This is a genomic window from Streptomyces sp. ATCC 21386, assembly GCF_018728545.1.
Lineage (GTDB): Bacteria > Actinomycetota > Actinomycetes > Streptomycetales > Streptomycetaceae > Streptomyces.
In genome coordinates this window covers 2,940,157-2,964,060 of the sequence record NZ_JAAVVL010000001.1, presented here as the reverse complement: position 1 = coordinate 2,964,060, position 23,904 = coordinate 2,940,157, and the positions used below count along the sequence as shown (strand labels likewise).

15 protein-coding genes and 1 pseudogene are annotated in these 23,904 nt (G+C 70.8%); 5 read left to right on the top strand and 11 right to left on the bottom strand.

Going from position 1 to position 23,904, the window contains the following annotated elements:
- Nucleotides 1-110: 110 nt before the first annotated feature.
- Both GWK25_RS12905 and GWK25_RS12900 read right to left on the bottom strand, forming a co-directional pair.
- On the bottom strand, nucleotides 111-776 hold the full coding sequence (locus tag GWK25_RS12905) for a TetR/AcrR family transcriptional regulator (protein WP_308010707.1): 666 nt from the start codon (nucleotides 774-776) through the stop codon (nucleotides 111-113).
- A 220-nt stretch (nucleotides 777-996) separates the two neighbouring features.
- Nucleotides 997-3,501 carry a SpoIIE family protein phosphatase gene (locus GWK25_RS12900; RefSeq protein ID WP_215450098.1) on the bottom strand — a complete coding sequence of 835 codons (2,505 nt, stop codon included), beginning with the start codon at nucleotides 3,499-3,501 and terminating at the stop codon, nucleotides 997-999.
- Nucleotides 3,502-3,660: 159 nt separating this feature from the next.
- Between GWK25_RS12900 and GWK25_RS12895 the strand changes: the two genes are divergently transcribed.
- The gene (locus GWK25_RS12895; RefSeq protein WP_215450095.1) at nucleotides 3,661-5,457 is read left to right on the top strand and encodes a serine/threonine-protein kinase; all 1,797 of its coding nucleotides are present in this window, start codon (nucleotides 3,661-3,663) and stop codon (nucleotides 5,455-5,457) included.
- Here the strand turns inward: GWK25_RS12895 and GWK25_RS12890 are convergent.
- The gene (locus tag GWK25_RS12890; protein WP_215450092.1) at nucleotides 5,429-6,934 is read right to left on the bottom strand and encodes a hypothetical protein; all 1,506 of its coding nucleotides are present in this window, start codon (nucleotides 6,932-6,934) and stop codon (nucleotides 5,429-5,431) included. The genes GWK25_RS12895 and GWK25_RS12890 overlap by 29 nt on opposite strands.
- A 670-nt stretch (nucleotides 6,935-7,604) precedes the next feature.
- On the opposite strand from GWK25_RS12890, the gene GWK25_RS12885 reads away from it, so the two are divergent.
- Complete coding sequence (locus GWK25_RS12885; protein WP_215450088.1) at nucleotides 7,605-8,570, top strand: alpha/beta hydrolase; 966 nt, start codon at nucleotides 7,605-7,607, stop codon at nucleotides 8,568-8,570.
- Nucleotides 8,571-8,594: 24 nt separating this feature from the next.
- On the opposite strand, the gene fxsT is transcribed toward GWK25_RS12885, so the two are convergent.
- The 8 genes from fxsT to GWK25_RS12840 form a co-directional block, all read right to left on the bottom strand.
- The gene (gene fxsT, locus GWK25_RS12880; RefSeq protein WP_215450086.1) at nucleotides 8,595-12,584 is read right to left on the bottom strand and encodes an FxSxx-COOH system tetratricopeptide repeat protein; all 3,990 of its coding nucleotides are present in this window, start codon (nucleotides 12,582-12,584) and stop codon (nucleotides 8,595-8,597) included.
- Nucleotides 12,581-13,834 (bottom strand): FxsC protein, encoded by a 1,254-nt coding sequence (gene fsxC / locus GWK25_RS12875; RefSeq protein WP_215450084.1) that lies wholly within the window; start codon nucleotides 13,832-13,834, stop codon nucleotides 12,581-12,583. Before fsxC ends, fxsT begins: the two co-directional genes overlap by 4 nt.
- Before the next feature lie 4 nt (nucleotides 13,835-13,838).
- Nucleotides 13,839-14,549 (bottom strand): TIR-like protein FxsC, encoded by a 711-nt coding sequence (locus tag GWK25_RS12870; RefSeq protein WP_251829731.1) that lies wholly within the window; start codon nucleotides 14,547-14,549, stop codon nucleotides 13,839-13,841.
- A gap of 126 nt (nucleotides 14,550-14,675) precedes the next feature.
- Nucleotides 14,676-17,264 (bottom strand): FxsB family cyclophane-forming radical SAM/SPASM peptide maturase, encoded by a 2,589-nt coding sequence (locus tag GWK25_RS43415; RefSeq protein WP_308404225.1) that lies wholly within the window; start codon nucleotides 17,262-17,264, stop codon nucleotides 14,676-14,678.
- Between the two features lie 33 nt (nucleotides 17,265-17,297).
- Nucleotides 17,298-17,453, bottom strand: a complete 156-nt coding sequence (gene fxsA / locus GWK25_RS12855) for an FxSxx-COOH cyclophane-containing RiPP peptide (RefSeq protein WP_215450081.1) — start codon at nucleotides 17,451-17,453, stop codon at nucleotides 17,298-17,300.
- Between the two features lie 195 nt (nucleotides 17,454-17,648).
- Nucleotides 17,649-18,548 (bottom strand): ATP-binding cassette domain-containing protein, encoded by a 900-nt coding sequence (locus GWK25_RS12850; RefSeq protein ID WP_215450078.1) that lies wholly within the window; start codon nucleotides 18,546-18,548, stop codon nucleotides 17,649-17,651.
- Nucleotides 18,549-18,556: 8 nt separating this feature from the next.
- Nucleotides 18,557-19,633: an ABC transporter permease gene (locus GWK25_RS12845; RefSeq protein ID WP_215450075.1), complete on the bottom strand. Its 1,077-nt coding sequence runs from the start codon at nucleotides 19,631-19,633 to the stop codon at nucleotides 18,557-18,559.
- A gap of 7 nt (nucleotides 19,634-19,640) precedes the next feature.
- Nucleotides 19,641-20,657, bottom strand: a complete 1,017-nt coding sequence (locus GWK25_RS12840) for a sugar ABC transporter substrate-binding protein (protein ID WP_215450072.1) — start codon at nucleotides 20,655-20,657, stop codon at nucleotides 19,641-19,643.
- A gap of 328 nt (nucleotides 20,658-20,985) precedes the next feature.
- Between GWK25_RS12840 and GWK25_RS44725 the strand changes: the two are divergent.
- The 3 genes and pseudogenes from GWK25_RS44725 to GWK25_RS12830 all read left to right on the top strand — a co-directional run.
- Nucleotides 20,986-21,083 (top strand): annotated as a pseudogene (locus tag GWK25_RS44725) (5-dehydro-2-deoxygluconokinase); the annotation flags it as partial.
- A gap of 52 nt (nucleotides 21,084-21,135) precedes the next feature.
- On the top strand, nucleotides 21,136-23,013 hold the full coding sequence (iolD, locus tag GWK25_RS12835) for a 3D-(3,5/4)-trihydroxycyclohexane-1,2-dione acylhydrolase (decyclizing) (RefSeq protein ID WP_215450061.1): 1,878 nt from the start codon (nucleotides 21,136-21,138) through the stop codon (nucleotides 23,011-23,013).
- Nucleotides 23,014-23,118: 105 nt separating this feature from the next.
- On the top strand, nucleotides 23,119-23,889 hold the full coding sequence (locus GWK25_RS12830) for a GntR family transcriptional regulator (protein ID WP_215450058.1): 771 nt from the start codon (nucleotides 23,119-23,121) through the stop codon (nucleotides 23,887-23,889).
- Nucleotides 23,890-23,904 lie beyond the last annotated feature (15 nt).

Below are 23,904 nucleotides of genomic sequence, written 5' to 3'. Positions count from 1 at the left end.
ACCGACGGCGGACTGCGCAAGGCCCTGGAGCGGATCCCGCAGATCCGTGAGGAGTTCTGGCGGCGGATCAAGGTGCCCCAGCCCTGCCGAAACGACACACCACGGCCGCTTCAGGAACGCCCCTTCAGGCCCGCGCCGAGCAACCCGTCGAGCACGAGCGACGCCAATGACTCCGCCGTGGCGGCGATCCGCTCCGGCGAGGAGCCCTCGGAGCGGCCGAGACGGCGGGCGAGGGGCACGTCGAGCATGCCGGAGACGGTGGGGAAGACGGCGAAGAAGAGGACGTCCATCGGGATGGGGGCCATTCGCCCGGCGGCGACGAGCCGGTCGATGCTGGACGCCATATGGCCCACGAGAACGCCGATGTAGCGGTCGTAGAGGTAGTCCAACCGCTCGGTGTCCTGGTTGAGTTCGTCGACGAAGAGCCGGCCGACCAGCGGGGTGTCGGCCGCGGTCCGGTAGAAGTCGGTGATGAGCCGCCGCAGGTTCTCCTCGTCGTCGAGCGAGGGGTCGGGCCCGACCATGCGGGCCACCTGCGCCCCCAGGGACGCGTCCACCACCGCGCGCCAGAACGCGGCCTTGGAACCGTAGCGGTCGTTGATGAAGTTGTGGCTGACGCCGAGGCGGCGGGCCAGCTCGCGGGCGGACGCCCGGTCGTAGCCCAGCTCCGCGAATGCCTCCAGGCCGCGCTGCAGGATGCTCGCCTCCTCCGGCAGGGCGGGGGTGTCCGCGCCGGGACGCCCCGGCCGACGGGCGGATTCGGCTCTTGCTCCCACGCTTGCCTCCATCGCTCGGGCGCGCACCCGTGTCGGGGACGCACCGGCATGTTATTTGACGTGCGTCAGATTGATTACTTGACAGTCGTCAGATTACCGTCGGCCTCTCATCCGGCAAGCGTCAGAGCGGGCCGTGCCAGGACGTTCGCCGTCGCCACCGTCGTCAGGCGCTCGTCGTCAGACGCCCGTCGTCAGACGACGCCCGTCGTCAACGGCTGCCTCAGGGCGCCCGACGACCTTCGTCGCCGGTGTCGCCGTCCACGACCCCGCCGTCGCCCTCGCGGTGGTCCTGGATGTCGGCCGGCTCCGGGAAGGTGAGGACGGCGGAGTCGTTCAGTTCGGCCCAGACCGTCTTGCCCCGGCGGGCGCGGCGGGTGCCCCAGTGCTCGGCCAGCTGGGCGACCAGGAGGAGGCCCCGGCCGCCCTCGTCGAAGACCCGGGCGCGGCGCAGGTGCGGGGTGGTGCCCCCGGAGTCGGAGACCTCGCAGATGAGGGCGCGGTCGTGGATGAGCCGCAGCCGGACGGGGGGCCGGCCGTAGCGGATGGCGTTGGTGACGAGTTCGCTGACCACCAGCTCGGCGGTGAACTCCAGCTCCTCCAGCCCCCACTCCGCCAGCTGCCGGGTGACGTGCGACCTGGCGCGGGCGACGGCGGCGGGCTCGGCCTCCAGGTCCCAGGCGGCGACCTGGCCCGCGCCGAGGGCGTGGGTCCGGGCCAGGAGCAGGGCGACGTCGTCGGGCGGCCTGGCCGGGAGCAGCGCTTCGAGCACGGCGTCGCAGGTGGCCTCCAGCGAGGGGGCCGGCCGGGCGAGGGCGTCACGGAGCCGGGTCAGGCCCGCCTCGATGTCGTGGTCCCGCGCCTCGATCAGACCGTCGGTGTAGAGCGCGAGCAGACTGCCCTCCGGCAGCTCGAACTCCGCCGCCTCGAACGGCAGCCCGCCCAGGCCGAGCGGTGGGCCCGGCGGCAGCTCGAGGATGTCGACGGTGCCGTCCCGGCCGACCACGGCAGGCAGCACGTGCCCCGCACGACCGGCGGTGCAGCGGCGCGATACGGGGTCGTACACGGCGTACAGGCAGGTGGCCCCGATGTCCCCGCCTCCCGCGACGGCCCCCGTCGCGGCGGGGGCCGCGGGCCCGGTCCGACCTGGTGCGGTCCGGCCTGACGCGGTCCGACCGTAGGACGTGGGCCCGGCGGTCGCGCCCCGGACGGTCGCGGCCTCGTCGTCCGCGTGGCTCTCGCCGTTCTGGTGGTTCTCGCCGTTCTCGCCGTTCTCGTCGTTCTCGTCGTTCTCATCCACCTCGGCGGCGAGGCGGAGCACGACGTCGTCCAGGTGGGTGAGGAGTTCGTCGGGTGGCAGATCGATGTCGGCCAGGGTGCGTACGGCGGTCCTGAGGCGCCCCATGGTGGCGGCGGCGTGGATGCCGTGCCCCACGACGTCGCCGACGACGAGCGCGACCCTGGCCCCGGAGAGGGGGATGACGTCGTACCAGTCCCCGCCCACGCCGCCCTGCGCGTCGGCGGGGAGGTAGCGGAAGGCGACGTCGACGGCGGACTGCTTCGGCGTGCGGCGCGGGAGCAGGCTGCGTTGCAGGGTGAGGGCGGTGGCGCGGGCGTGGGTGTACCGGCGGGCGTTGTCGACGGCGATCGCCGCCCTCGCCGCGATCTCCTGCGCGAGGAGCAGGTCCTCGTCGTCGAAGGCGTCCCGGTTGCGGTCCCGGCAGAACTGCGCGACCCCGAGCGTGACACCGCGCGCCCGCAACGGCACCACCAGCGTGGAGTGGACCCGTCGGCGCCGGCCACCACCGCCCCCGCCGTCGCCGTCCCCGTCGGTCTCCAGCGCGCCCGCACCGCCCACCGCGCCGCAACCACCCTCAGCGCCGGGCTCGCCCGCGAACCCGGCGGCCCCGTACGGCCCCCGGTGGCCGTCGTCTAGGCGGTGCCTGGACGGCTGGCCCGTGGCCAGGGCGCGGGACGCCGGGGAGCCGGGCGGGAAGGTGTGGGGCGGTCCAGGAGCGGGCGTGGGCGCCGGACCTGGGTGCGCCGCCGACCGCTGGGCGACCCGGTGGAGCGCGGGTGACGCGGGCGGGGCGTCCGGCGCGGCGTCGTGTGCGCCGAGCGCGGAGTCGAGCAGGTCGACGGTGACGAGGTCGGCGAAGTGCTCGGCGGCGAAGTCCGCCAGCTCCTGCGTGGTGCGGGCGATGTCCAGCGTGGTGCCGATGCGGACGCTCGACTCGTTCACCATGGACAGCCGCCAGCGCAGCCGCCGGTCGCGCTCCTGCTCGTAGGCCACGACGCCCTGCTCGGAGGTACGGTCCACGTACCCGGTCGCCGCCACGATCAGACGGCGCGCGGCCTCGCTGACCAGGGCCGCGTCGTCGGTGCAGCGGGGCATCTCCGCCAGCAGGTGGTCGAGGATGATTCCCTCGCCGAGCCGGAAGGCCCGCAGGACCGCGCTCACGGGGACACCGTGCCGGGCGACACGGCGTACGCGCTCCAGTTCGGCGGACGACACCTCGATACCGCCCGGGCCCAGGCCGTACTGCAGGGCGGAGAGCACCGCGACGACGTGGTCGGCGACGTTGTCCGAGGCCATGGCGTCGGGGTGCGCCCACAGTTCGGGCATCTCGCGGCGCAGGCACTGCTCCACCTCGGCGGTCAGCTCCTCCGCTCTGGGGAGGAGCTCACGCGCGACACGGGCCACGAGACCGTCAGCCGTGGAGTCCACAGTCACGACGGTACGCCGAACAACCGCTCACGCCCCACCGCGCGCCCACTGGCCCCGAGCGCCCCGGCCGCTCCGCAGCGGTCCTCCTCCCGGCCCCTTACCCGGGTCCGGTTATTGTGGCGTCGCGAATCGAACGTACGCAGGGCTGGCGGAGGGCACGTGGTGTCGGACGTAGGGCGGCTCGTCGCCGGGCGCTACCGGCTCACGGAGCAGATCGGCCGTGGCGGCATGGGCACGGTGTGGCGGGCCGGGGACGAGGTCCTGGACCGCCAGGTCGCGCTGAAGCGGCTGCACGTGCAGCCGCATCTGTCGCCCGACGACCTTCTCACCCTGTACGAGCGCACGCGCCGCGAGGCACGCAGCGCGGCCCGGATCGCGCACCCGAACGTGATCGTCGTCCACGACGTGGTGGACGACCACCTGGACCCGGACATCGGCGGCCCCGTGGACGGTGTCCGGGGCGTCACCGGGACCGGCCCCGGTGACGGCAGGCCCTGCATCGTCATGGAGTACGTCCCGGCGCCCACCCTCGCCGATCTCCTCACCGACGGCCGGACCCTCCCGCCCGAGGAGGCGGCCCGTATCGGTCTGGGCATGGTCGCCGCGCTGCGCGCCGCGCACGCGGCGGGGGTACTGCACCGCGACGTCAAACCCGGCAACGTGCTGCTCGGGGCCGAGGGCCGGGTCGTCCTCACCGACTTCGGCATCGCGATGACGGCGGACGCCTCGACCCTGACCAGGACCGGCGAGATGGTCGGCTCCATCCACTACATGGCCCCGGAGCGCATCCGCGGCCGGAAACCCGGCCCGGCCTCGGACCTGTGGGCCCTCGGGGCCACGCTCTACCAGGCGCTCGAGGGCCGGCCGCCGTTCCGCCGCCTCACCGCGATGGAGGCCGCGTACGCCATCGCCGTGGACCCCCTGGAGCCCCTGAAGCGGGGCGGCGCGCTGGGTCCCCTCGTCGAGGCCCTCCTGGCCAAGGAACCCGCCGACCGGCCCACCACCGAACAGACCGAACGAGCCCTCCACGCCGTGGTCTCCGGCCGGACGGCCGCCGCGCTGCCGTTGCCGACGCCGGGGACCGGAACCCTGGCCGGAGGAGGCATGTCCACCGACGGCTCGGCCACCGGACCCTCGTACGGGCTCGCGCGGGGCGAGGGCTCGTACGACGGGGGCCCACACGACGAGCACGGGACCGGCGCTGCCGAGGCCGACGTCCGCGCGACCCGTGTGCACGACACCGGCGGTGCCCGGACCGGCGGTCGGCACACCGGCCGGGAGAGCCTCCCCACTGCCGACGGGGGCCCCGCGGAGGGTGGGCGGCCCGCAGGCTCCGGCCGGAGGAAGCGCCGGTGGCTCGTCACGGTCGCCGTCGCGGTGACCGTGGCCGCGACGGTCGTGGGCGCCACGCTCTACGTGAACGGGGACCCCGGCGGGCAGTCCGCGCCTCCGAGAGGCCGCGGCTCCGCCACCCCGTCCCCCTCCGCCTCTCCCGTACCCGACGGCTTCCACCTGGTCACGGAACGGACCCTCGATATCTCCTTCCCCGTCCCGGACGGCTGGAAGGCCAGCAAGCGGACGTCCGAGTCGGTCACGTACACCGACGAGAGCGACCTCGCCGAACTCACGATCGGCATCGTGGACCCCGCCGGCTCGCACCCCATGGCCCACTTCGAGGACATCGAGGCCAACACCAAGGTCAACTACCCCGGCTCGTACCGGAAGCTGCGGATGCAGAAGACGACCTTCCGCGGCGAGCCCGCGGCCATCTGGGAGTTCACCTTCCAGGGCCGGGCCCGGGCCTTCCGCGCCATCGACCTCGGATACGGCCGCGCGGGCGAACGGGAGTACGACATCTACCTCTCGGCCCCGGCCCTGGACTGGGACACCTACCGCCCCGTCTTCGACACGGCCAAGAACGGCTTCGTCACGGGCGCCGCGGCCACGCCCCCGTGAGCGCCCGACCTCCCGGCGGCGCCACATGCAGACGGAACCCCGCGACCTCGCGCGCCGGCCACCCCCGCGCGTACTCCGGTGGTCCGCCGCCCGGTGCGACGAGCGCCGCCACGGGCATGCGGTCGGCGGTGCGCAGGATGCCGTCGCGGGTGATGTTGGCGTTGTTGCCGCTGGTGTGGCCGGAGGAGCAGCCCGCGTAGTAGGCGATGGGGATGGCGTAGTCGCCGGTCAGCAGACAAGGGGGCCGGACACCGAGGCGCCGCAGTTCGGCGGCGACACGGTCCCAGTCGCGGTGGAAGGCCGTGGTGCGGGTGACCGTGCGCTCCAGCACCACGTACTGCACCGCCAGATGCCCGACGAGCCCGAGCGCCACCACGGCCCCCGCGACCGGTCGCCAGGCCCCGCCCGGACCTCTGACGAGATCCCACAGCGCGTCGGCCACCGGGATCGCCAGCAGGGCGTACGTGGGCAGCAGGAAACGGGGGGCGGCATACCCGATCAGAAACAGGTACGGAACGGCGGCCATGGCGGCACAGACCAGCGGGACCAGCGTGGGCGTCGCCCGTCCGGCCCGGACCGCGACGGCCAGGCCGAGAGCGGCCAGCACCGGCAGGACGAACCACCAGGCGATGACCGCGGGGTGCGGCAGGTCGCCGGTGCACGGCCGGCACAGCGTACGGCCCACCAGACTGCGCATCTGATCGTCGACGGCGATGTTCCAGCCCAGCCCGCCCTGGATGCGTGAGGCGTCGGCCAGGCGCCGGGCCGGTCCGCCGAACTGGGCGTACGCCTCCACGACCCACGCGAGCGCCCCGGTGGCGAGGCCGGCCGCCATCACCCCCAGGAGCCGCGGCCGCCACCACCGCCGTACGAGGACCAGCAGGGTGAACAGCGGGAGGGTCACCCACACGGTGTCGGTGGGCCGCATCCACGCCATCAGGGCCGTGGCCGCGCCCGCGCCCCACAACGCCGTCCGGTCCTCCGGATCGTTCCGCGCCCGCAGGAAGCACCCCACACAGCCGAGCGCGCCGATCGCGACCCAGTGGTTGGGCATGGCCTGCGGCCCGTAGAAGAGGGTCATCCACAGGGAGGCGAACAGCGCTCCGGCGAGCGCCAGCGCACGCGCCGGGAAGAGTCCTCGCCAGGCGCGCAGGGCGAGGTAGAGCCCCACCCCCGACAGCACCGCCAGATACACCCTCAGCACCCCGGTGGACGACGTCCAGACGACGACCGGCGCCACCAGCAACGGCACACCCCGTGTGCGCGGGGCACTGAAGAACGCCGCCGGCGCGTGCGGGCTGACCTGGCTGACATACACCGTCTCGTCCCACCCGAGCCCCATCCCCGGTGGCACGAGCAGGAGTTGGGCCAGCGTGAAGGCTGCGGCGACCACGGCGACGGGGCCGGGCCTCGACGGCCCGGCCGCCCGGACCGCGACGGGCGCGACGACCGGAGCGGCGTTCGAACTCATGCGCATGGACCCATCCCGGGGGCGACACCGACAGACCTCTGAACCGACATATGCATTCAAAGGGACAAAAGGATGTGCTGCCCGTCGCCGCCCGCCGCTGCCCGATGCCCCGGCGCACCTCCCGCGGTCCGCCCTCACCCGTCCGGCGCAACAGGGCCGCGCAGCACGAGCGATGGTCCGGACCCCCAACCGGTGTACGCACTAAGCGATATGACGGTCACTCAGCTAAGAACGGCCACTACCGGCTCACCCAGGGTTCCTTCACACAGCTCGGGGTACTCGCCCATTTCGGGAACGGCGGACGTCACCCCTCCCTTGTGGCCGCCGGGGCGTGAGACACACCACTTTCCGGAACGTCAGCGTCCGTACTGCTCCTTACGGGTGGTCGCTCCTTCACCCAGGTGCGGGCATCGCACGGGGACGGAAAGCACCTCGGGAGCACGGTGAGGAGGCATACCCCATGACTCACTCGGACATCACGAATTCGTCCCTCGTCCGGCGACCCGTGTCCCGGTGCACTACCTTGGGCCGTGCCCAGCCGAGCGGCCCACGTTTACCCAATTCTTGCCACATGAAGCCAGAACGGCTGAGCAGCTACTAGGAGCGGGGCTTCCCATGCGTAATGCTGGGAGGTCCCGCGCTTCACTCCACAGCCGCTGGCACGGGAGGGCATCGGGTGGTCAAGACAGTGAAGACGCCGTCCGGCGGACGGACGATCGCCTACGAGACCTGGGGCGATCCGGACGCACACCCGGTGTTTCTGCTGCACGGAACTCCCGGAAGCCGGCTCGGGCCCCGACTGCGCACGTTCGACCTGCACAAGCTCGGCGTGCGCCTCATCGCGTACGACCGGCCGGGGTACGGCGGTTCCGACCGTCATGAGCGTCGCAGAGTGGTCGACGCCGCTGAGGACGTCGCCGCCATCGCCGAGGACCTGGATCTCAAGAAGTACTCGGTGGTGGGCAGATCGGGCGGCGCTCCGCATGCCCTGGCATGCGCGGCACGGAACATCGGCAGCCAGGTGGCGAGTGTCGCCGCGTTGGTCTCGCTCGCTCCGCCGAAGCCCGACAACGAGGACGACAGCCCGGGCGACGCCGCCACCGACGGACTCGACTGGACCGAGTGGCACAAGGACATGTCCGAGTCCAATGTGTCGACCTACGAGCTGCTGCGGCGCCACGCACCCGATGTGACCGAGCTGGGTGCGCTGCTGGCCCGCAACGCCGAGACCATCCGGCGCGACCCCACCGTGTTCCTCGCGTCCCTCCGCGGCGAGATGCCGAGCGTGGACCGGGTGATCGTCGAGGACGCCGGGATCCGTCAAGCCCTCCTCAGGAACTACCTGTCGGCGGTGGGCGAGGGGGAGGCTGTCGACCCCCGCGCGCCGATGGGCTGGGTGGACGACCTGGTGGCGTTCCGGCGGCCCTGGGGCTTCGACCTCAAGGACATCGACCGTTCCGTGCCCGTGATGCTGTGGCACGGCGAACACGACGTCTTCGCCCCCGTCGCCCATTTCCACTGGCTGACCAAGAAGATCCCCTCGGCCACGCCCAAGCTGCAGCCCTCCGCGGCGCACTTCGCGGCACTGCCCGCCCTGCCCCAGGTGCTGGCCTGGGCCCGGGACGAGGCCGGGCCCTCCTAGCGCCTGCGGCGCCCGCCCCGCGGATCAGATCGGGTGCGGCTCCAGGTCGAGACAGCTGAGTCTCCAGTCCTTCAGGGCCACCACGCGGGGATGGTCCCTGCCGATGCGCTTGCTGAGCGCGGCCAGCGCGTCGTGATGGGTGGTGCGAGCCTTCTCCGCCTGGCCCAGATGGCTGAGGACGACGGCGAGGTTCCCGGCGCAGGTCAAGGTCGACGGGTGCAGCGGGTCGAGAACCTCCCTGAGCATCTCGAACGACCCGACGCTGATCCTGCGGGCCTCGTCCCAGCTGCCGAGCGCCGCCTCCGCGACGGCCAGGTTCGCGTGGCAGATGAGCGCGAACGGGTGGCCCGCGCCGTTGAGTTCGGTGAACCTGGCCTGCGCGTCACGGAGCAACTCCCGTGCCTCGGAAGCGGCTTGCGGATGGATCGACCCGATGTCGTGGAGGAGCAGTACCGCGTGGTTGACCGAGCAGGCAACCGTGTGGGAGTGCCCTTCCCCCAGTGTGTCCCTCAGGTTCTCCTGCACCCTGCGGATCAGGTCGAGCCCTTCGTCGACCCGGCCCTGGGCGGCCATGTCACCGGCCAGGCTCATCTCCAGCAGCAGTTCCTCCGAGGTCGACTTCTCACCGTCCGGTGTGCTTCTGAGCACGTGCCGTACGAGTTCCTCGGCCTCCGCCGCCCGGCCCGCCCTGCGCAGTGAACCGGCCAGCCCCTTGGCCGTGTTCAGCACGGTCGGTGAGCCCTGGGTGAGGCGGGGATTGCGCAGACAGCGCTCGTAGGCGCGCCTCAGCAGCGCGACCGACTCGTCGTAGTCACCGCAGTCACGCAGGTCACGGCCGAGGTTCACCGCCGACTCGATGGTCAGGGGGTGGTCGTGGAGCTGGATCGCCTCGCGGAGTTCCAGTGTTCTGCGGTCGAGATCGCGGGCCCGGTAGTAGTTGCCGGAGAGCCTCAGCGCGACGGCGAGGTTGTTGGCCGCGCTGAGCGTGCGCGCGTTGTCCTCGCCGTAGTTCTGGTCGTATCTGCGGTAGGTCTCCTCGTCGTACTGCAGGGCCTCGGTCAGCCGGCCCAGGCCGCGCAGATCGGCGGCGATGCTGCTGGTGGTCATCAGGATGTGCTGGTCGTCGATGTCGTCCAGCACCTCCAGCTGCCGCTCCAGCACCTCCTGATCCAGGGCGAGGGACTCCTCGTACTTGCCCTGGGCGCGCAGGATGTTGGCGATCTGGAAGCGCATGTGCAGCGTCCAGCGTTCGTCGGGCGACTCCTCCGCCGACCAGGCGGCCACCCGGCGCAGGCTGTAGTCCATCGCCTGGCTCAGCTCGCCCCGGCGGCGCAGCTGACGGACCCGGTCCACGTAGAGTTCCTTGATGCCCTCGTCCGGGGCCATCTCGGCCCAGGGGGTACCGAGGTGGGGCCAGATGATGCGGTACTTCTCCCAGGTGTTGGGGTTCTCCGGGTCGTCGCCGCTCGGCCGGGCGGCGATCAGCGAGCGGTAGACGGCCTCCTGTGCGGCGTCGCGCTCGGCGGCGGTCATCTCCTCCCGCATCGCGCTCTGCATCATCCGGTGCACCGTCACGCTCCGGGCCTTGCGGTCCAGGGTGACCAGGGAGAACTTGCTAAGTTCCTTGTAGGCGCGCGAGACCGTGCGCACCCCGCCCAGGGCGCGGGAGACCTCGTAGCCCTCCAGGAGATCCATGGAGATCTCCTCGGGGCTGTAGTACGAGCAGATCTGCAGCAGCTTCACCGCCGGCGGGAAGCTCTCCCGCAGCTGCCTCAGGCCGAACTCCCAGGTGTTGGTACCGGACTTGACGACCGCGCCCACCGAGTTGTCGTCGGGCGCTCCGGTGGCCTGCGGCTGGAGCTTCTTGATGTAGTCGCGTACGTCGGCCCGGGTCTGCTCGATGTAGGCCGCGGCCCGTTCGATCGCGATCGGCAGGTCGCCCAGGGCCTCCGCGATCTGGTCGGCCTCCGTCCAGCCGCAGTCGGGCAGCCGGCTGTGCAGGTGGGCGATGCTCTCGTTCCGCTCGAACACCGGGATGTCCACGGTGTCCACGAACCGTCCCCAGCCCTCGGCGCGCTGGCTGGTGACCAGGATGTGGCCGCTGCGGCCGTCCATCATGTACTCGGGCAGGTGGTCCGCCTCCGGGACGTTGTCCAGGATCAGCAGCCAACTGTCGTACCGGTCACCGTGGTTGAGGGCCTCGTACACCATCTTGGCCGTGTCGGTGGGGTTGGTGCGCGCGGGCAGGCCCAGCGCCTCGGCCATGCCCGCATACTGCTCGACGGCCAGGATCTTCTGCTCGGCCTGGATGTGCCAGACCACGTCGTAGTCGCTCTTGTAGCGGTGGGCGAACTCCTGGGCCAGCAGGGTCTTTCCCACCCCACCCATGCCCTTCAGCACCAGCGCCCGGGTGTCGCCCTTCCAGAGCTTCTCCCGGATGCTCTCCAGGATCTCCGTACGGCCCGTGAAGGACGACGTGCGCAGGGGGACGCCGAAGACCGAGGGCTCGGTCTTCGGGAAGCGGGGCAGTTTCGGCTCGTCGCCGGTGAAGTGGCTGCGTGACAGGGAATCGGCGCTCCGGCCGAACCAGGTCAGCAGGGCGTCACGGCCGGCCTCACCGTCGTGGCAGCCCGTCATGTCGGCGAGTTGCTCCGTGAAGGGGGCCTCCAGGGACACCTGGTCGTCGACCTGCATCGAGACCAGCTGGTGCGTCCGCCGGTCGCTCTCCGCGTAGACCGCCTCCCAGGTGGTGCGGAAACGGGACGACCTGAGATAGGCCTCGGAGAAGATGACCAGGGTGTGCGAGGCCGACTCGACGCCCCGTTCGATCTCCTCCCGCACCTGGGAGCTCTCCGTGGTGCCTTCCTGCGCCAGGTGGACCTTGAAGCCCGCCTGCTCCAGCACGGCACCCGCCCAGTTGGCCCAACTGCGGTCCTGCGGGACGAAGCTGACGTACACGTCGGAGATCCGCGGCGGGCGGTGGCGGGTGTACCGGTCGAGGGTCTTGTGGCGCAGCGCCTCGTCGATGCGGGGCATCGACTCGACCTGGCCGTCGGTGATGACCTCGGTGAGTCTCTCGTAGGCCGCGAGCAGGCTCTTGGGGTCCCCGGGCTTCTCCCTGAAGGGGGCGAGGGTCTCCTCGTAGGAGTAGATGGGCCGGTAGGGGATCTCCACGCTCCCCCAGTAGCTCTCCGGGTCCCGGTCGGGGATGTGCTTGCGCACGATGCGGTCGAAGCGGTACTGGATCTGTCCCCGTGCGGCGTCGAGCCGGTCTGCCTCGGCGTTCTCCACCCGCATCGGGACGGGGAGGATCCGGATGTCCCGGTTGCCGTACAGCATTCCGTCGATGCGCTCGGCGACCCCGGCGGCGCCCTCGATGCTCTGGCTGCTGGGAGTGAAGCAGGTGACCACGGTGTGCGGCAGATTGACCGTGCAGATGTCGGAGATGTCGTTGAGCCCGGTGCGGCTGTCGATCAGGACGTAGTCGAAGTTCTCGACGAACTCGCGCTTGAGCCCTTCCAGGAACCTGGTGGCCAGGGGCCCGTCCATGAAGTCCTTCCAGTCGAACTGGGAGAACGCCGAGAGATAGCCCTTGTTCTTGGTGCCCGCCGGCATGTAGTAGAGCTGGCCGCCCGAGGGGAAGTTCCAGTCGACCTGGATGAGGCAGCTGTTGAGGGTGATCCCGTCGGCCGTCTCCAGGTCGGACCCGCTCGCGTAGTCGGAGCCCAGCTCGAACTGCGGGAAGGTCTCGCCCCTGCTCTGCATCGAGCGTGCGAACTGGGTTGATCTGCTGACCAGTTCGAGCACGCCCGGCGTGGTCCGCAGCTGACTTTCACTCAGGAAGGGGTGCAGAAAACGGTCCAGACCGGGGGCGTCCAGGTCCCAGTCGACCACCAGGACGCGATTGCCCGCGGAGGAGAGGATCCAGGCCGTGTTGGCGAGCGCCATCGTCCGCCCCGTACCGCCCTTGTACGAGTAGAACGTGATGATCCTGCGCGCGTCCTCGCCGGTCATGGCCCGCCCTCCACGCGACTGTCACCCCGGGGTAATTGTGAGTGAATGTACCGCAAATACCGGATCTTGGTCGCCTCGGCCAGTTCGCCGAACCACCGGGTGAAGACATCCGCCCCGGCCAGCCCCCGTACCGCTTCCTGCTCTCCCACCCGGCCCTCGCTGATGAACCGGGGGAAGTTGGCAGCCAGCAGCCCGCGCAGCCGGTCGGACTGCTCCTTCGTCTGGAGGTCGTCCCCCGCCAGAGTACTCAGCACCGCCGTCCATGGACGCCGGGCCCGGTCGAACTCCCTTGCCTCGCGGGCCATTTGGGAGTTCTCCAGGGCCCAGGGGTCCACCACCAGGATCCATGGGGCGGTGGGGAGTTCGGTGTCCCGCAGCTCCGTCTGGAATTTGTCGAACGGCTTCACGGTGGGCTCGAAGCCCAGATTGCGGGCCAGCGCCTCCAGCAGCTCGACCAGCGGTCCCACGGCCGGGCCGTAGGGGCGCCAGTCGTCCACCCGCGGACCGTAGCGAGCGCTGTCGCGGCCGACCGGTAATCCCTCCTCGGTCGGGGCGAGCACGGTGATGTGCAGCGGAGAGGCGAAGGGCGGATCGGCGAAGGCATCGTCCAGGCCCGCCAGCGTCTCCGGCTGCGGCGCCCTCCCCGCGCCGCCCGCCGGCCGCGACCGCGTGGGCCCCGTGGCCGCCAGGTCGACGATGCTCTGGGCCAGCCAGTCGGTCACCTGGGCGACCTGGGCGGAGACCCGGTCCGCCGCACCCTCGTCCTCCGGGTCCGGCCGTTCGGACAGCTCGAGCACCTGGTCGAGCAGCCGGTGCAGCCCCTTGGACGCGTAGTTCTCCGCGGCCTCGCCGATGCCGTCCGGCACCTGCGGGTACTGCTCCTTGACCTTCTTCGGCAGCGACGTCGGCGAGTACGGCGTCCACAGCACCGGAACGATGCTCGGCCGCTCCTCCGGGGTGGCCCCCTGGGTGACGGCGGTCCACTGCCGGCCGCACTGGGGATTGCTGAAGTAGCGCTTGGAGTACAGCGGAACGAAGACCTGGCAGTCGAGCAGCGCCTGGACCGACTTCTCCCCCGGCGTCCCCGGCCGTTCGACGAAACCGGCCTCCTCCCGCGTCACTCTCGCGCGCCGCGCCACTTTGCCGCACAGTTCGTCGAAGAACTGGAAGACCAGACGATTCGGATCCTGTGCGGCGTCCCGGTGTCGGGGAACAGGAACCCGCGCATAGCTCATGAAGAACATCGGCATCCTGCTACTCCCCCTCGAAGACGTTCCGGAGGTCTTTGAACAGCTCCGTGTCGCACGGTTCAAGGCTGGTCTGCTGGGCCACCTTGACGACAATCTGGGCGAGCTCCCACACACAGTTGCGGTACTTGGTGTGGCGGCCCGCCCGCTTCAGTCCGTAGAGGCCCGACTGCAGGTAATCCTTACCCAGAACCGGGTGGGCGTACTGCACCTTCGCCGCGACCGGCGGCAGTGTCAGATGCTGCTGCCCCACCCAGAGGACGGGAATGATCGCATTGCCCGTGTACGGCCGGGTTCGAAGCTGTTCCTCCTGACGCCGGGCGAAGGCGTCCCATTCCTTTCCGCACCATTCCCTTGTGAAGTACCGGGTGTTGTAGATCGGCATGAAGATCCGGCAAGTGGCCAGGGCGTGCTTGAGTCTGCTCTGCCAGTCCTCGCCGAGATCGATGCTCTGGTCGAGGAATCCCGGCGATTCCTCGCCGTCGTGATCCGTCAGCTGCATGATGTCGCTGCATAAATGGGCGTGGAACTGCTCCAGCGCCACGTCCGAAGGGTCTTTCTTCGCCCTCGTGCCCGTCATCGGCAACCGTGCGTAACTCATGAAGAACACGTACGGATCGGAGGAATCCGAAGCCGGTGTCACCTGAGAAGCCGGATGAATCATGGACTCGCCTTTCCCTCCCCCGTCGCCCACCTCGGGTCTCCCCGCCCCGAGCATCACAGCTGAATCTCCTCCAGGATCCATTGGAACGCGAAACCCGCTGCGGGTGCCAGGGGTCGGCCCGAGCAAGTTGTACCGGACACCCGTGCCAAACCCGTGCCGAAAAGGGGAGTTGACCGGAGATCAGACGGCGATCGGACCGGTTTCGGCCACTCCGCCCAAGGTCTCGGCCTCGCCCCGGAGTCCGCGGACGAAGCGGTGTCCCAGGGCGGTCAGGGAGCCGGTTCCGGCCACCGTGTCGAGGGCGTCCAGCACCGCCGTGCGCCACTTGTCCGCCTCGACGCGGGAGCGTTCGTACAGGGCCGGGCCGACCCCGGCCGCTCCGCGGCGGACCCTGAGCCGCCAGATGTCGGCGACCGCGAGGTGGGCGTACGCGCCCTGCACGATGGCGTCGAGGGGCCGGGCGTCGGGACGCCACAGCACGCGGTAGCGGCGGTCGTCGAACCCGTCGAGCAGGTCGAACATGTCGAGCATGGCGCCCAGTTTGACGTGCTGGTACTCGTGGACGATCAGCATGGCCAGATCCTCGGCCGAGCGGGGCAGCGCGATGCCGACCGCCCCGAAGGCGTGCCGCGAGGTGGCACTGACGTCGTCACCGGATGCGGCCGGCACGAGCGGGGTCACCGTGGTCAGCCCTGCGGCGATCCCCGGCGCGTACTCGGAGTACTCGGTCCTGATCAACTGCCAGGCCTCCCCGAACATCGTCTCCCAGCGTCGGAATTCGGCCTCGGACAGCCGGGGCAGGGGCTTGTAGCCGTAGCAGTCGCGTGAGGGGTCGAGGTCGTCGAGGGCCACTTCCAGTCCGTCGGCGGACAGATGGCGCAGGGGCTGCCAGCGCATGCCGTCGGGGGGCAGTTCCTGGCCCAGGGTCCGTCCTTCGACGGTGAGCGCGGTGTCGGCGGCCGTCACGGTGAGCGTTCCGGAGGGGCGACGACGGCTGTCGGCACCCAGCGACAGCCGCCCCAGGCCGGGGAGATGGATCGCCGACCCCTCGGGCTCGTGCCGCAGCGGGACGGACAGGGTCAGCCGACCGCCGGCGCGCGCGACGGCCGACAGCGCGGCCTCCGCCGGCCTCCCCTCGGCCCGCCGGCGTACCGGCTGCCCGCATGCGAGGGCCCACACGCGCAGGTACGGGTCGGCCAGCAGGACGTCCAGGGCCGCGGCGGGCAGTGCCAGGACGGCCTCCCAGCCGGGTCCCGAGTCGACCGCATCACCGATTCCCACGCCCGCGCCCGCAGCCGCACCCGCACCCGCACCCGCACCCGCACCCGCCCCCGCACCCATGCTCGCGGCCCCGTCCACACCCGCGTCCACACCTGCGGCCACACCCGTCGCCGCGCCCGCGTTCGCCGGAGTCGGCCCGGCGGTCAGTCCTGGGCCGGAGCGGGTGCCGGAGGCCGGCCCTCGGCCGGGTGCCGGCGCCCGGCCCGGCCCCGGATCCTGGGTGTCCGCGCGGCGAGCCGCTGCCAGCAGTGCCCTGCGCTGGCTGTTCTGGGCCGCCGCCAGGGAACGGACGGCCGCCGCGCTGCCGTATCCGGCGGCCAGTTCGTCGAAGTGGGTCCAGGACAGGCCGTGCCAGCCGTGGCGGACGTCGGCGTCGTTGCGCTCCGTGGTCTGGACGTACTCGATGATCTTCAGCAGGTCGGCGCAGTAGACGGAGGGGTTGTCGAACCCGTTGGAGGCGCGGTGGCGGTGTCCGTAGAGGCCGCCGCCGCAGACCGACACGACGGGGCAGGCTCGGCACTGTGCGCTCAGTCCGCCCAGTCCGGCGCGGCGGGCCTGGATGCCACGGTGCTCGGCGGCCTCCTCCAGGCGGTGGGTGGCGAGGTGCATGCCGGTCGCCGGGGCTCCCGGGTAGGCCGTCTTCAGCCAGTCCGCCTGTTCGAGGGCACCGTCGGTCTCGATCACGAGCAGGTCCGAACTGCCCAGTCCCAGCGCCTCGGTGAGGCTGCCACGGCCCCGGGTCAGCCGGCCGATGGACTCGAACATGCGGATGCGCATCGGCATGCCGTCGGCGATCCACCGCTTGTGCACCGCGATCAGCCAGTCCGCGTAGTCGGTCTCACCGCCGGGGCGGGGTGGGGGGAACTCCCAGGTGGCGTGCGGCAGCAGGAAGTCGACGGCCGGCGGGCGGAGTTCGGCCAGCGCCCGGTACACCTCCACCGGGTCGTTCTCGACGTCGATGGTGCAGAGCAGTCCGCCGAAGGCTGCTCGGTGGGGCGGTGTGCCGAGGAGACGCACGGCGCGGACCGTATCGCGGTAGGAGCCGGAGCCGTCCCGTCTGATCCGGTGGCGGTCGTTTGACGCCTCGTCGCCGTCGAGCGAGATGCTGGTGACGATGGACTCGTCGACGAGCATCGCGCAGAACTCGTCGTCCAGCCGGAGGCCGTTGGTCTGCATGCGCAGGTCGAGTTCGGCCACCCCGTGCAGCGCCGAGCGGAGTGAGCGCGCGAAGCCGCGCAGTCGTTCCCGGCCGGCGAGCAGGGGCTCACCGCCGTGCAGCACGACGTGCACCCGGGTGAGCCGGTGCGCGGCCGCGTGCTCGGCGATCCGCCCGGCCGCCCGACGGAACGTTTCGTCGGACATCGTCACCGGCCGCCCGCGCCAGCTCTGGTCGGCGTGCTGGTAGACATAACAGTGGTCACAGGCCAGATCGCAACGGCTGTGCACCTTGATCACGAACTGGCGGAAGGGCCGCGCCGCCACCGTCACCGGTACGATCCCTCGTCGTTCCGGCCAGGCCGGTCAGAGCGACGACTGGAAGGCGGCCACCGGCTCTCCGCCACCTGCGAGCATCCTTGCCATGACCGACTCCTGCGCGGACTCGGGCACCTCGTCCAGTGAGGTGTCGTGCAGGTCCCTGACCACGCTCGTGGCGAAGGGCTGCTCGTACCTGTCCATAGGCGTCGTCTCCTCGGGCGTACGGCTCCGGGCGGCACACCTCATAGTGACGGCCCGGTAACCGAACAGCAAGGCGATCGCAAGCCAAGTCCGCTGACCGGCGGGAAGTCGTTCGCCGACCGGCGAGGGGGCCTTCGCGAGAGGCGCCCTCGCCATGTCGTCGGCCGCGTGGCCGCTCCCGAGGAACGGCCGGGGTCAGGCAGCCCCGTCCTTCGAGGAGACCACGGGTGCGGTGAGGTCGTCCTCCTCGGGGAGTTCTTCGACGTCGACGCCGCGGACTTGCGCCAACTCGTGCTTGAGCGCGGCCAGTTCGGTGCCACCCGCCATGTGGTTGGTGAGTTCCTCCAGGCTGACCCGGTCGCGGGGGGCGGACAGTTCGAGGGTGCCCAGACGCAGGACGCTGAAGTGGTCGCCGACCATGTAGGCGTGGTGGGGGTTGTGAGTGATGAAGATGACGCCGAGGCCGCGGTCGCGGGCGGCGGCGATGTACTTCAGCACCACACCGGACTGCTTGACCCCGAGCGCGGCGGTGGGCTCGTCCAGGATGAGGACGCGGGCGCCGAAGTAGACGGCACGGGCGATGGCCACGCACTGGCGCTGGCCGCCGGAGAGGGTGCCGATGGGCTGGTCTAGGTCGTCCAGGACGATGCCCATGTTCCGCAGTTCCTCGTCCGCGGTCTTCTTCATCTTCTCGATGTCGAGGCGGCGGATCGGCCAGGGGCCCTTGGTGAACTCCGAGCCGAGGAAGAAGTTGCGCCAGACCGGCATCAGAGGCACGGTCGCCAGGTCCTGGTAGACGGTGGCGATGCCCGCGTCCAGGGCCTCGCGCGGGGTGGTGAACCGCACCGGGTTCCCGTCGACGAGGACCTCGCCCTCGGTGTGCTGGTGCAGACCGGAGATGATTTTGATCAGGGTGGACTTGCCGGCGCCGTTGTCGCCCAGGACGCAGGTGACGCGGCCGGGGTGGACGGCGAGGTTCACCCCGTGCAGGGCGCGGACGTTGCCGTAGGCCTTGCCGGTGTTCCGCAGTTCGACCACGGGCGCCCGGTCGTCGGCCGCCGCTTCGGGGGTGCTGGTGTCGTTGTCGGTGGTCATGGGGTGGTTCACCTCCGGGTGGCCTGGGCGCGGACCCACAAGTTGACGAGGGCGGCGATCAGAAGCATCACGCCGAGGAATGCCTTGAACCAGTCCGGGTTCCAGTTGGCGTAGACGATGCCCTGGTTGACCATGCCGAAGATGAAGGCGCCGATGACCGGGCCGATCGCCGAGCCGTAACCGCCGGTCAGCAGGCAGCCGCCGATCACCGCGGCGATGATGTAGAGGAACTCGTTGCCCACGCCCTCGTTGGACTGCACCGTGTTGAACGAGAACAGCAGGTGCATGCCGACGAACCAGGCGCCCGCGCCGACGCCCATGAACAGGGCGACCTTGGTGAAGTTCACGGGCACGCCGACGGCCCGCGCACTGTCCTTGTTGCCGCCGACGGCGAAGATCCAGTTGCCGAACTTGGTGCGCAGCAGCAGCCAGGTCGCGATGGCCGCGAAGACCAGCCAGTAGAAGATCGTGATCTTGAAGTCGACGCCGCCGATGGAGATCTCGGAGGCGAAGATGCTCTTGGCCTGGTCGAAGCCGTCCATGTCGGCGATCGAGTCGGAGGCCACGTTGCCGGTGAAGATCTTCGTCACCGCGAGGTTGGAGCCCTGGAGGATGAGGAACGAGCCCAGGGTGACCAGGAAGCTCGGCAGGCCGGTCCTGATCAGCAGCCAGCCGTTGAACGCGCCCACCGCCAGGGAGACGACCAGGGCGACGAGCACGCCGGTCCACACGTTCACCGTGAGCTGGAAGCTGAGGATCGCCGCCGTCAGCGCGGAGGTCGTCACCGCGACACCGGCGGACAGGTCGAACTCCCCGCCGATCATCAGCAGCGCCACCGGCAGGGCCATGATGCCCATCACGGAGGCCTGGTAGAGCACCGTCGCCAGCGAGCTCGCCTCACGGAAGGAGGGCGCGACGGCGAAGAAGAAGATGTAGACACCGATCGCGGCGATCAGCGCGCCGACCTCGGGGCGGGCCAGCAGCCGCCGGCCCAGGGAACGCTGTGCGGTACGGCCGTCCTTCTGGGCGGCCGGCGGAGCCGGCGACGAGGAGGACCCCGCCGCCGGTGCCGTTGCTTGGGTCATGATCGGATCACCGGGAGCCCTTCGCGGCGAACTTGGCGATCTGGTCCACGTTGTCCTTGTCCACGAACGCCGGACCGGTCAGCACGGGAGCCTCGCCACCGCCGCTGTAGTTGCCGTTGGCCTTGTAGAGCCACAGCGAGTCCACGGCCAGGTAACCCTGGAGGTAGGGCTGCTGGTCCACGGCGAACTCGATGTCACCCGCCTTGATCGCGTCCGTCAGCTCCTTGTTCAGGTCGAACGTCGCGACCTTCGCCTTGCTGCCCGCGTCGTCCACGGACTGCACGGAGGTCAGGGCGATCGGGGCGCCGAGCGTGACGACCTCGTCGATGGAGGTGTCCTGCTTGAGCTTCGCCGTGACGGTCGACTTCACCGACGGCATGTCCGTGCCGTTGACGTAGAGGTTCTCGGTCTTGCCCTTGAACGTCTTCTTCACGCCGGCGCAGCGCGCCTCGAGGGAGACGTTGCCCTGCTCGTGGATGACACAGACCGCGTGCTTCGCGCCGGTCTCGTTGAGCTTCTTGCCGAAGGCCTCGCCCGAGACCTGCTCGTCCTGGCCGAAGAAGGAGAGCAGCCCCTGCTCCTGCCACACCTCCATACCGGAGTTGAGACCCACGACGGGGATACCGGCCTTCTCCGCCTTGGCGATGACGTCCTTCATCGCGTCCGGCTTGGCGAGGGTGACGGCGATGCCGTCGACCTTCTGGTCGATCGCGTTCTGGACCAGGTTGGCCTGGTTGGCCGCGTTCGGGTCGTTCGAGTAGACAAGCTTCACGTTGTCCTTGTCGGCGGCCGTCTGGGCGCCCTTGCGGACGATGTCCCAGAAGGTGTCACCCTGCCCCGCGTGGGTCACCATCGCGACCGTCATCTGCGGCGTGTCGGCCTTGCCCGCGGCGGCGTTCGACCCGCCCTCCTCGGCCTTCTTGCCGCCGGAGTCGCTGGAGCAGCCGGCTATCAACAGCGCGGAGGCCGCGGCCATGGCGAAGAAGGGGGCCACTCTGCGCGAGCGGGAGTACGTGCGGTCCATCTTTCCTGCACCTCACTGTGCGACAGGGGGAAAGGGAACGGGACAGCGTCGGGCGGGTGCCCGCGCGAGCCCGGACGTTCGAAGTCCGGATCATTGTGCCGGTAGGCCGTCTGCGCTGTTTCGTTGGGACGGGATACAAACCCCTGCCGGACCCCCCTGTCAAGACTTTGTTAAGACATCATTTCACGAGCAGGTCAGGATGTCAGTACAAACCCTTGACAGGGGTCGGTTCGGTCCTGAACCTGGGATACATCCGGACCCGGGCGCGCGCACCCCCACGCGCGGCGGGTCTCCACCGGCCCGCATCCCCACCCGAGGAGCGACGCGCATGCCCGAGCCCGCCGGATTCTTCGATCCGATCACGACGGCCGTATCGGAATCGATCTCCATCCGTTGCAGACCGGCGTCCCCGTCGCGCGTGTCGAGCTGAGCCCACCCGTACGAGATCCCCACCGCCACCCCAACCCGTGAGGTCCCGATGTCCCAGTCCCCCACCCGCCGGCTGACCGTCGCCCAGGCCCTGGTGCGGTTCCTGTCCGCGCAGTACACCGAGCGCGACGGTGTGCGCCACCGGCTGATCGCCGGAACCTGGGGCATCTTCGGCCACGGCAACGTCGCGGGGCTGGGCCAGGCGCTACTCGAAGCCGGTGAGGAGACGATGCCGTTCCACCAGGGCCGCAACGAGCAGTCCATGGTGCACGCCGCCGTCGGGTACGCCCGCCAGCTGAACCGGCTCTCCGCGCAGGCGGTCACCACCTCCATCGGCCCCGGCGCCACCAACCTGGTCACCGGCGCCGCCCTCGCCACCATCAACCGCCTGCCCGTACTCCTCCTCCCCGGCGACTACTTCGCGACCCGCACCGCCGACCCGCTGCTCCAGCAGCTGGAGCACCCCACCGAGGCCGATGTCTCGGTCAACGACACCCTGCGCCCGGTCTCCCGGTACTTCGACCGGATCACCCGCCCCGAGGCGCTGATCCCGGCCGCCCTGAACGCCATGCGGGTGCTCGCCGACCCCGTCGACACCGGCGCCGTCACGCTCGCGCTGCCGCAGGACGTCCAGGCCGAGGCGTACGACTGGCCGGAGGAGTTCTTCGCCGACCGCGTGTGGAACGTACGCCGCCCCCTGCCCGACCCGGTCGAGCTGGCGGAGGCGGTGCGGGCGATCCGTGCCGCGCGGCGGCCGCTGATCGTCGCGGGCGGCGGGGTCCACCACAGCGAGGCCGAGGAGGCGTTGAAGGCACTGGTCGACGCCACGGGCATCCCGGTCGCCTCCACCCAGGCGGGCAAGGGCTCCCTGCGCCACGACCACCCGGCCGACCTCGGCGGCATCGGCCACACCGGCACCGCGGTCTGCGACGACCTGGCCCGGACGGCGGACCTGATCGTCGGTGTCGGCACCCGGTACACCGACTTCACCACCGCCTCCCACACCCTCTTCCAGAACCCGGACGTCCGTTTCGTCAACCTCAACGTCGCCGCGTTCGACGCCCACAAGCTGGCCGCCCGGACGGTGGTCTGCGACGCGCGGGCGGGGCTCGAAGCGCTCACGGACGCGCTCGCCGGCCACCGGGTGCAGGAGGTGTACGAGGCCGAGTACCGGGTCGGCAAGGAGCGCTGGGAGCGGGTCGTCGAGGCCGCCTACGCCGCCGCCGACGAGCACGCCGTGCCCACCCAGACCCAGGTGCTCGGCGCCCTGGACTCGGTCGTGGGCGACGAGGACGTGATCATCAACGCGGCCGGCTCGCTCCCCGGCGACCTGCACAAGCTGTGGCGGGCCCGCGGCCCCCGCCAGTACCACCTGGAGTACGGCTACTCCTGCATGGGCTACGAGATCCCCGCCGGGATCGGTGTCCAGCAGGCGGCGCCCGGCACAGCCGTCTGGTCGCTGGTCGGGGACGGCACCTATCTGATGATGCCGACGGAGATCGTGACGGCCGTCCAGGAGGGCCTGCCGGTCAATCTGGTCCTCGTCCAGAACCACGGATACGCCTCCATCGGCGGCCTCTCCGAGTCGGTCGGCGGCGAGCGCTTCGGCACCGCCTACCGCTACCGCGCCGCCGACGGCAGCTTCTCCGGCGCCCCGCTCCCGGTGGACCTCGCCGCCAACGCGGCCAGCCTCGGCATGGACGTCATCAGCGCCAGGACCGTGAAGGAGCTGCGCGAAGCGCTGGCGGCGGCCCGCGCCTCGGACCGCCCCACCTGTGTGTACGTCGAGACCGACCCGACGCCCACCGCTCCCCCGGCCGAGGCGTGGTGGGACGTCCCGGTCGCGGAGGCCGCCTCGCGGCCCGCGGCCGTGGAGGCACGTACGACGTACGAACGCGAGGTGGCCCGGCAGCGCCGCCACCTCTGAGGGAGCGGGCCGCCCTCCAGGCGGCGGCGGTCGGCCACAGCCGCGGGTCATGTAAGGACAATGCGTTGACAGGGGTTCCTGTCATCCGGACGGACGGTTACTCTCATGGGCGTGACCAGCGCGACTACGGGGAGCACAGGGAATCTCGGCCTCAGTGTCGACCGGAGCAGCCCAGTGCCGCTGTACTACCAGCTGGCCCGGCAGCTGGAGTCGGCGATCGAGCAGGGCGCGCTCGGCCCGGGCAGCCTCCTGGGCAACGAGATCGAGCTCGCCGGTCGTCTCGGCCTGTCCCGGCCGACCGTACGGCAGGCCATCCAGTCACTCGTCGACAAGGGCCTGCTCGTACGCCGCCGGGGCGTCGGCACGCAGGTGGTGCACAGCCAGGTCAAACGGCCGCTGGAACTGAGCAGCCTGTACGACGACCTGGAGGCGGCCGGCCTGCAGCCCACGACCAGGGTGTCGCTGAGCGAGATCCGGCCGGCCTCCGCCGAGGTCGCGGCCGCCCTGGGCATCGCCGAGGGCGCCGACGTGCACCTCTTCGAGCGGCTGCGCCTCACCCACGGGCAGCCGGTGGCGTTCCTCTCCAACTTCGTCCCGGCCGGGCTGCTGGAGCTGGACACCGAACGCCTGGAGTCGACGGGCCTGTACCGGATGATGCGCAACGCCGGCATCACCCTGCACAGCGCCCACCAGAGCGTCGGCGCCCGTATCGCCACGGCCGAGGAGGCCGACCGCCTCGGTGAGCCGGAGGGCGCCGCACTGCTGACCATGCAGCGCACGGCGTACGACGACACCGGGCGCGCCGTCGAGTACGGCACCCATGTCTACCGGGCCTCCCGCTACTCCTTCGACTTCCAGCTGCTCGTCCGCAACTGACCTCGAAACAGGGGC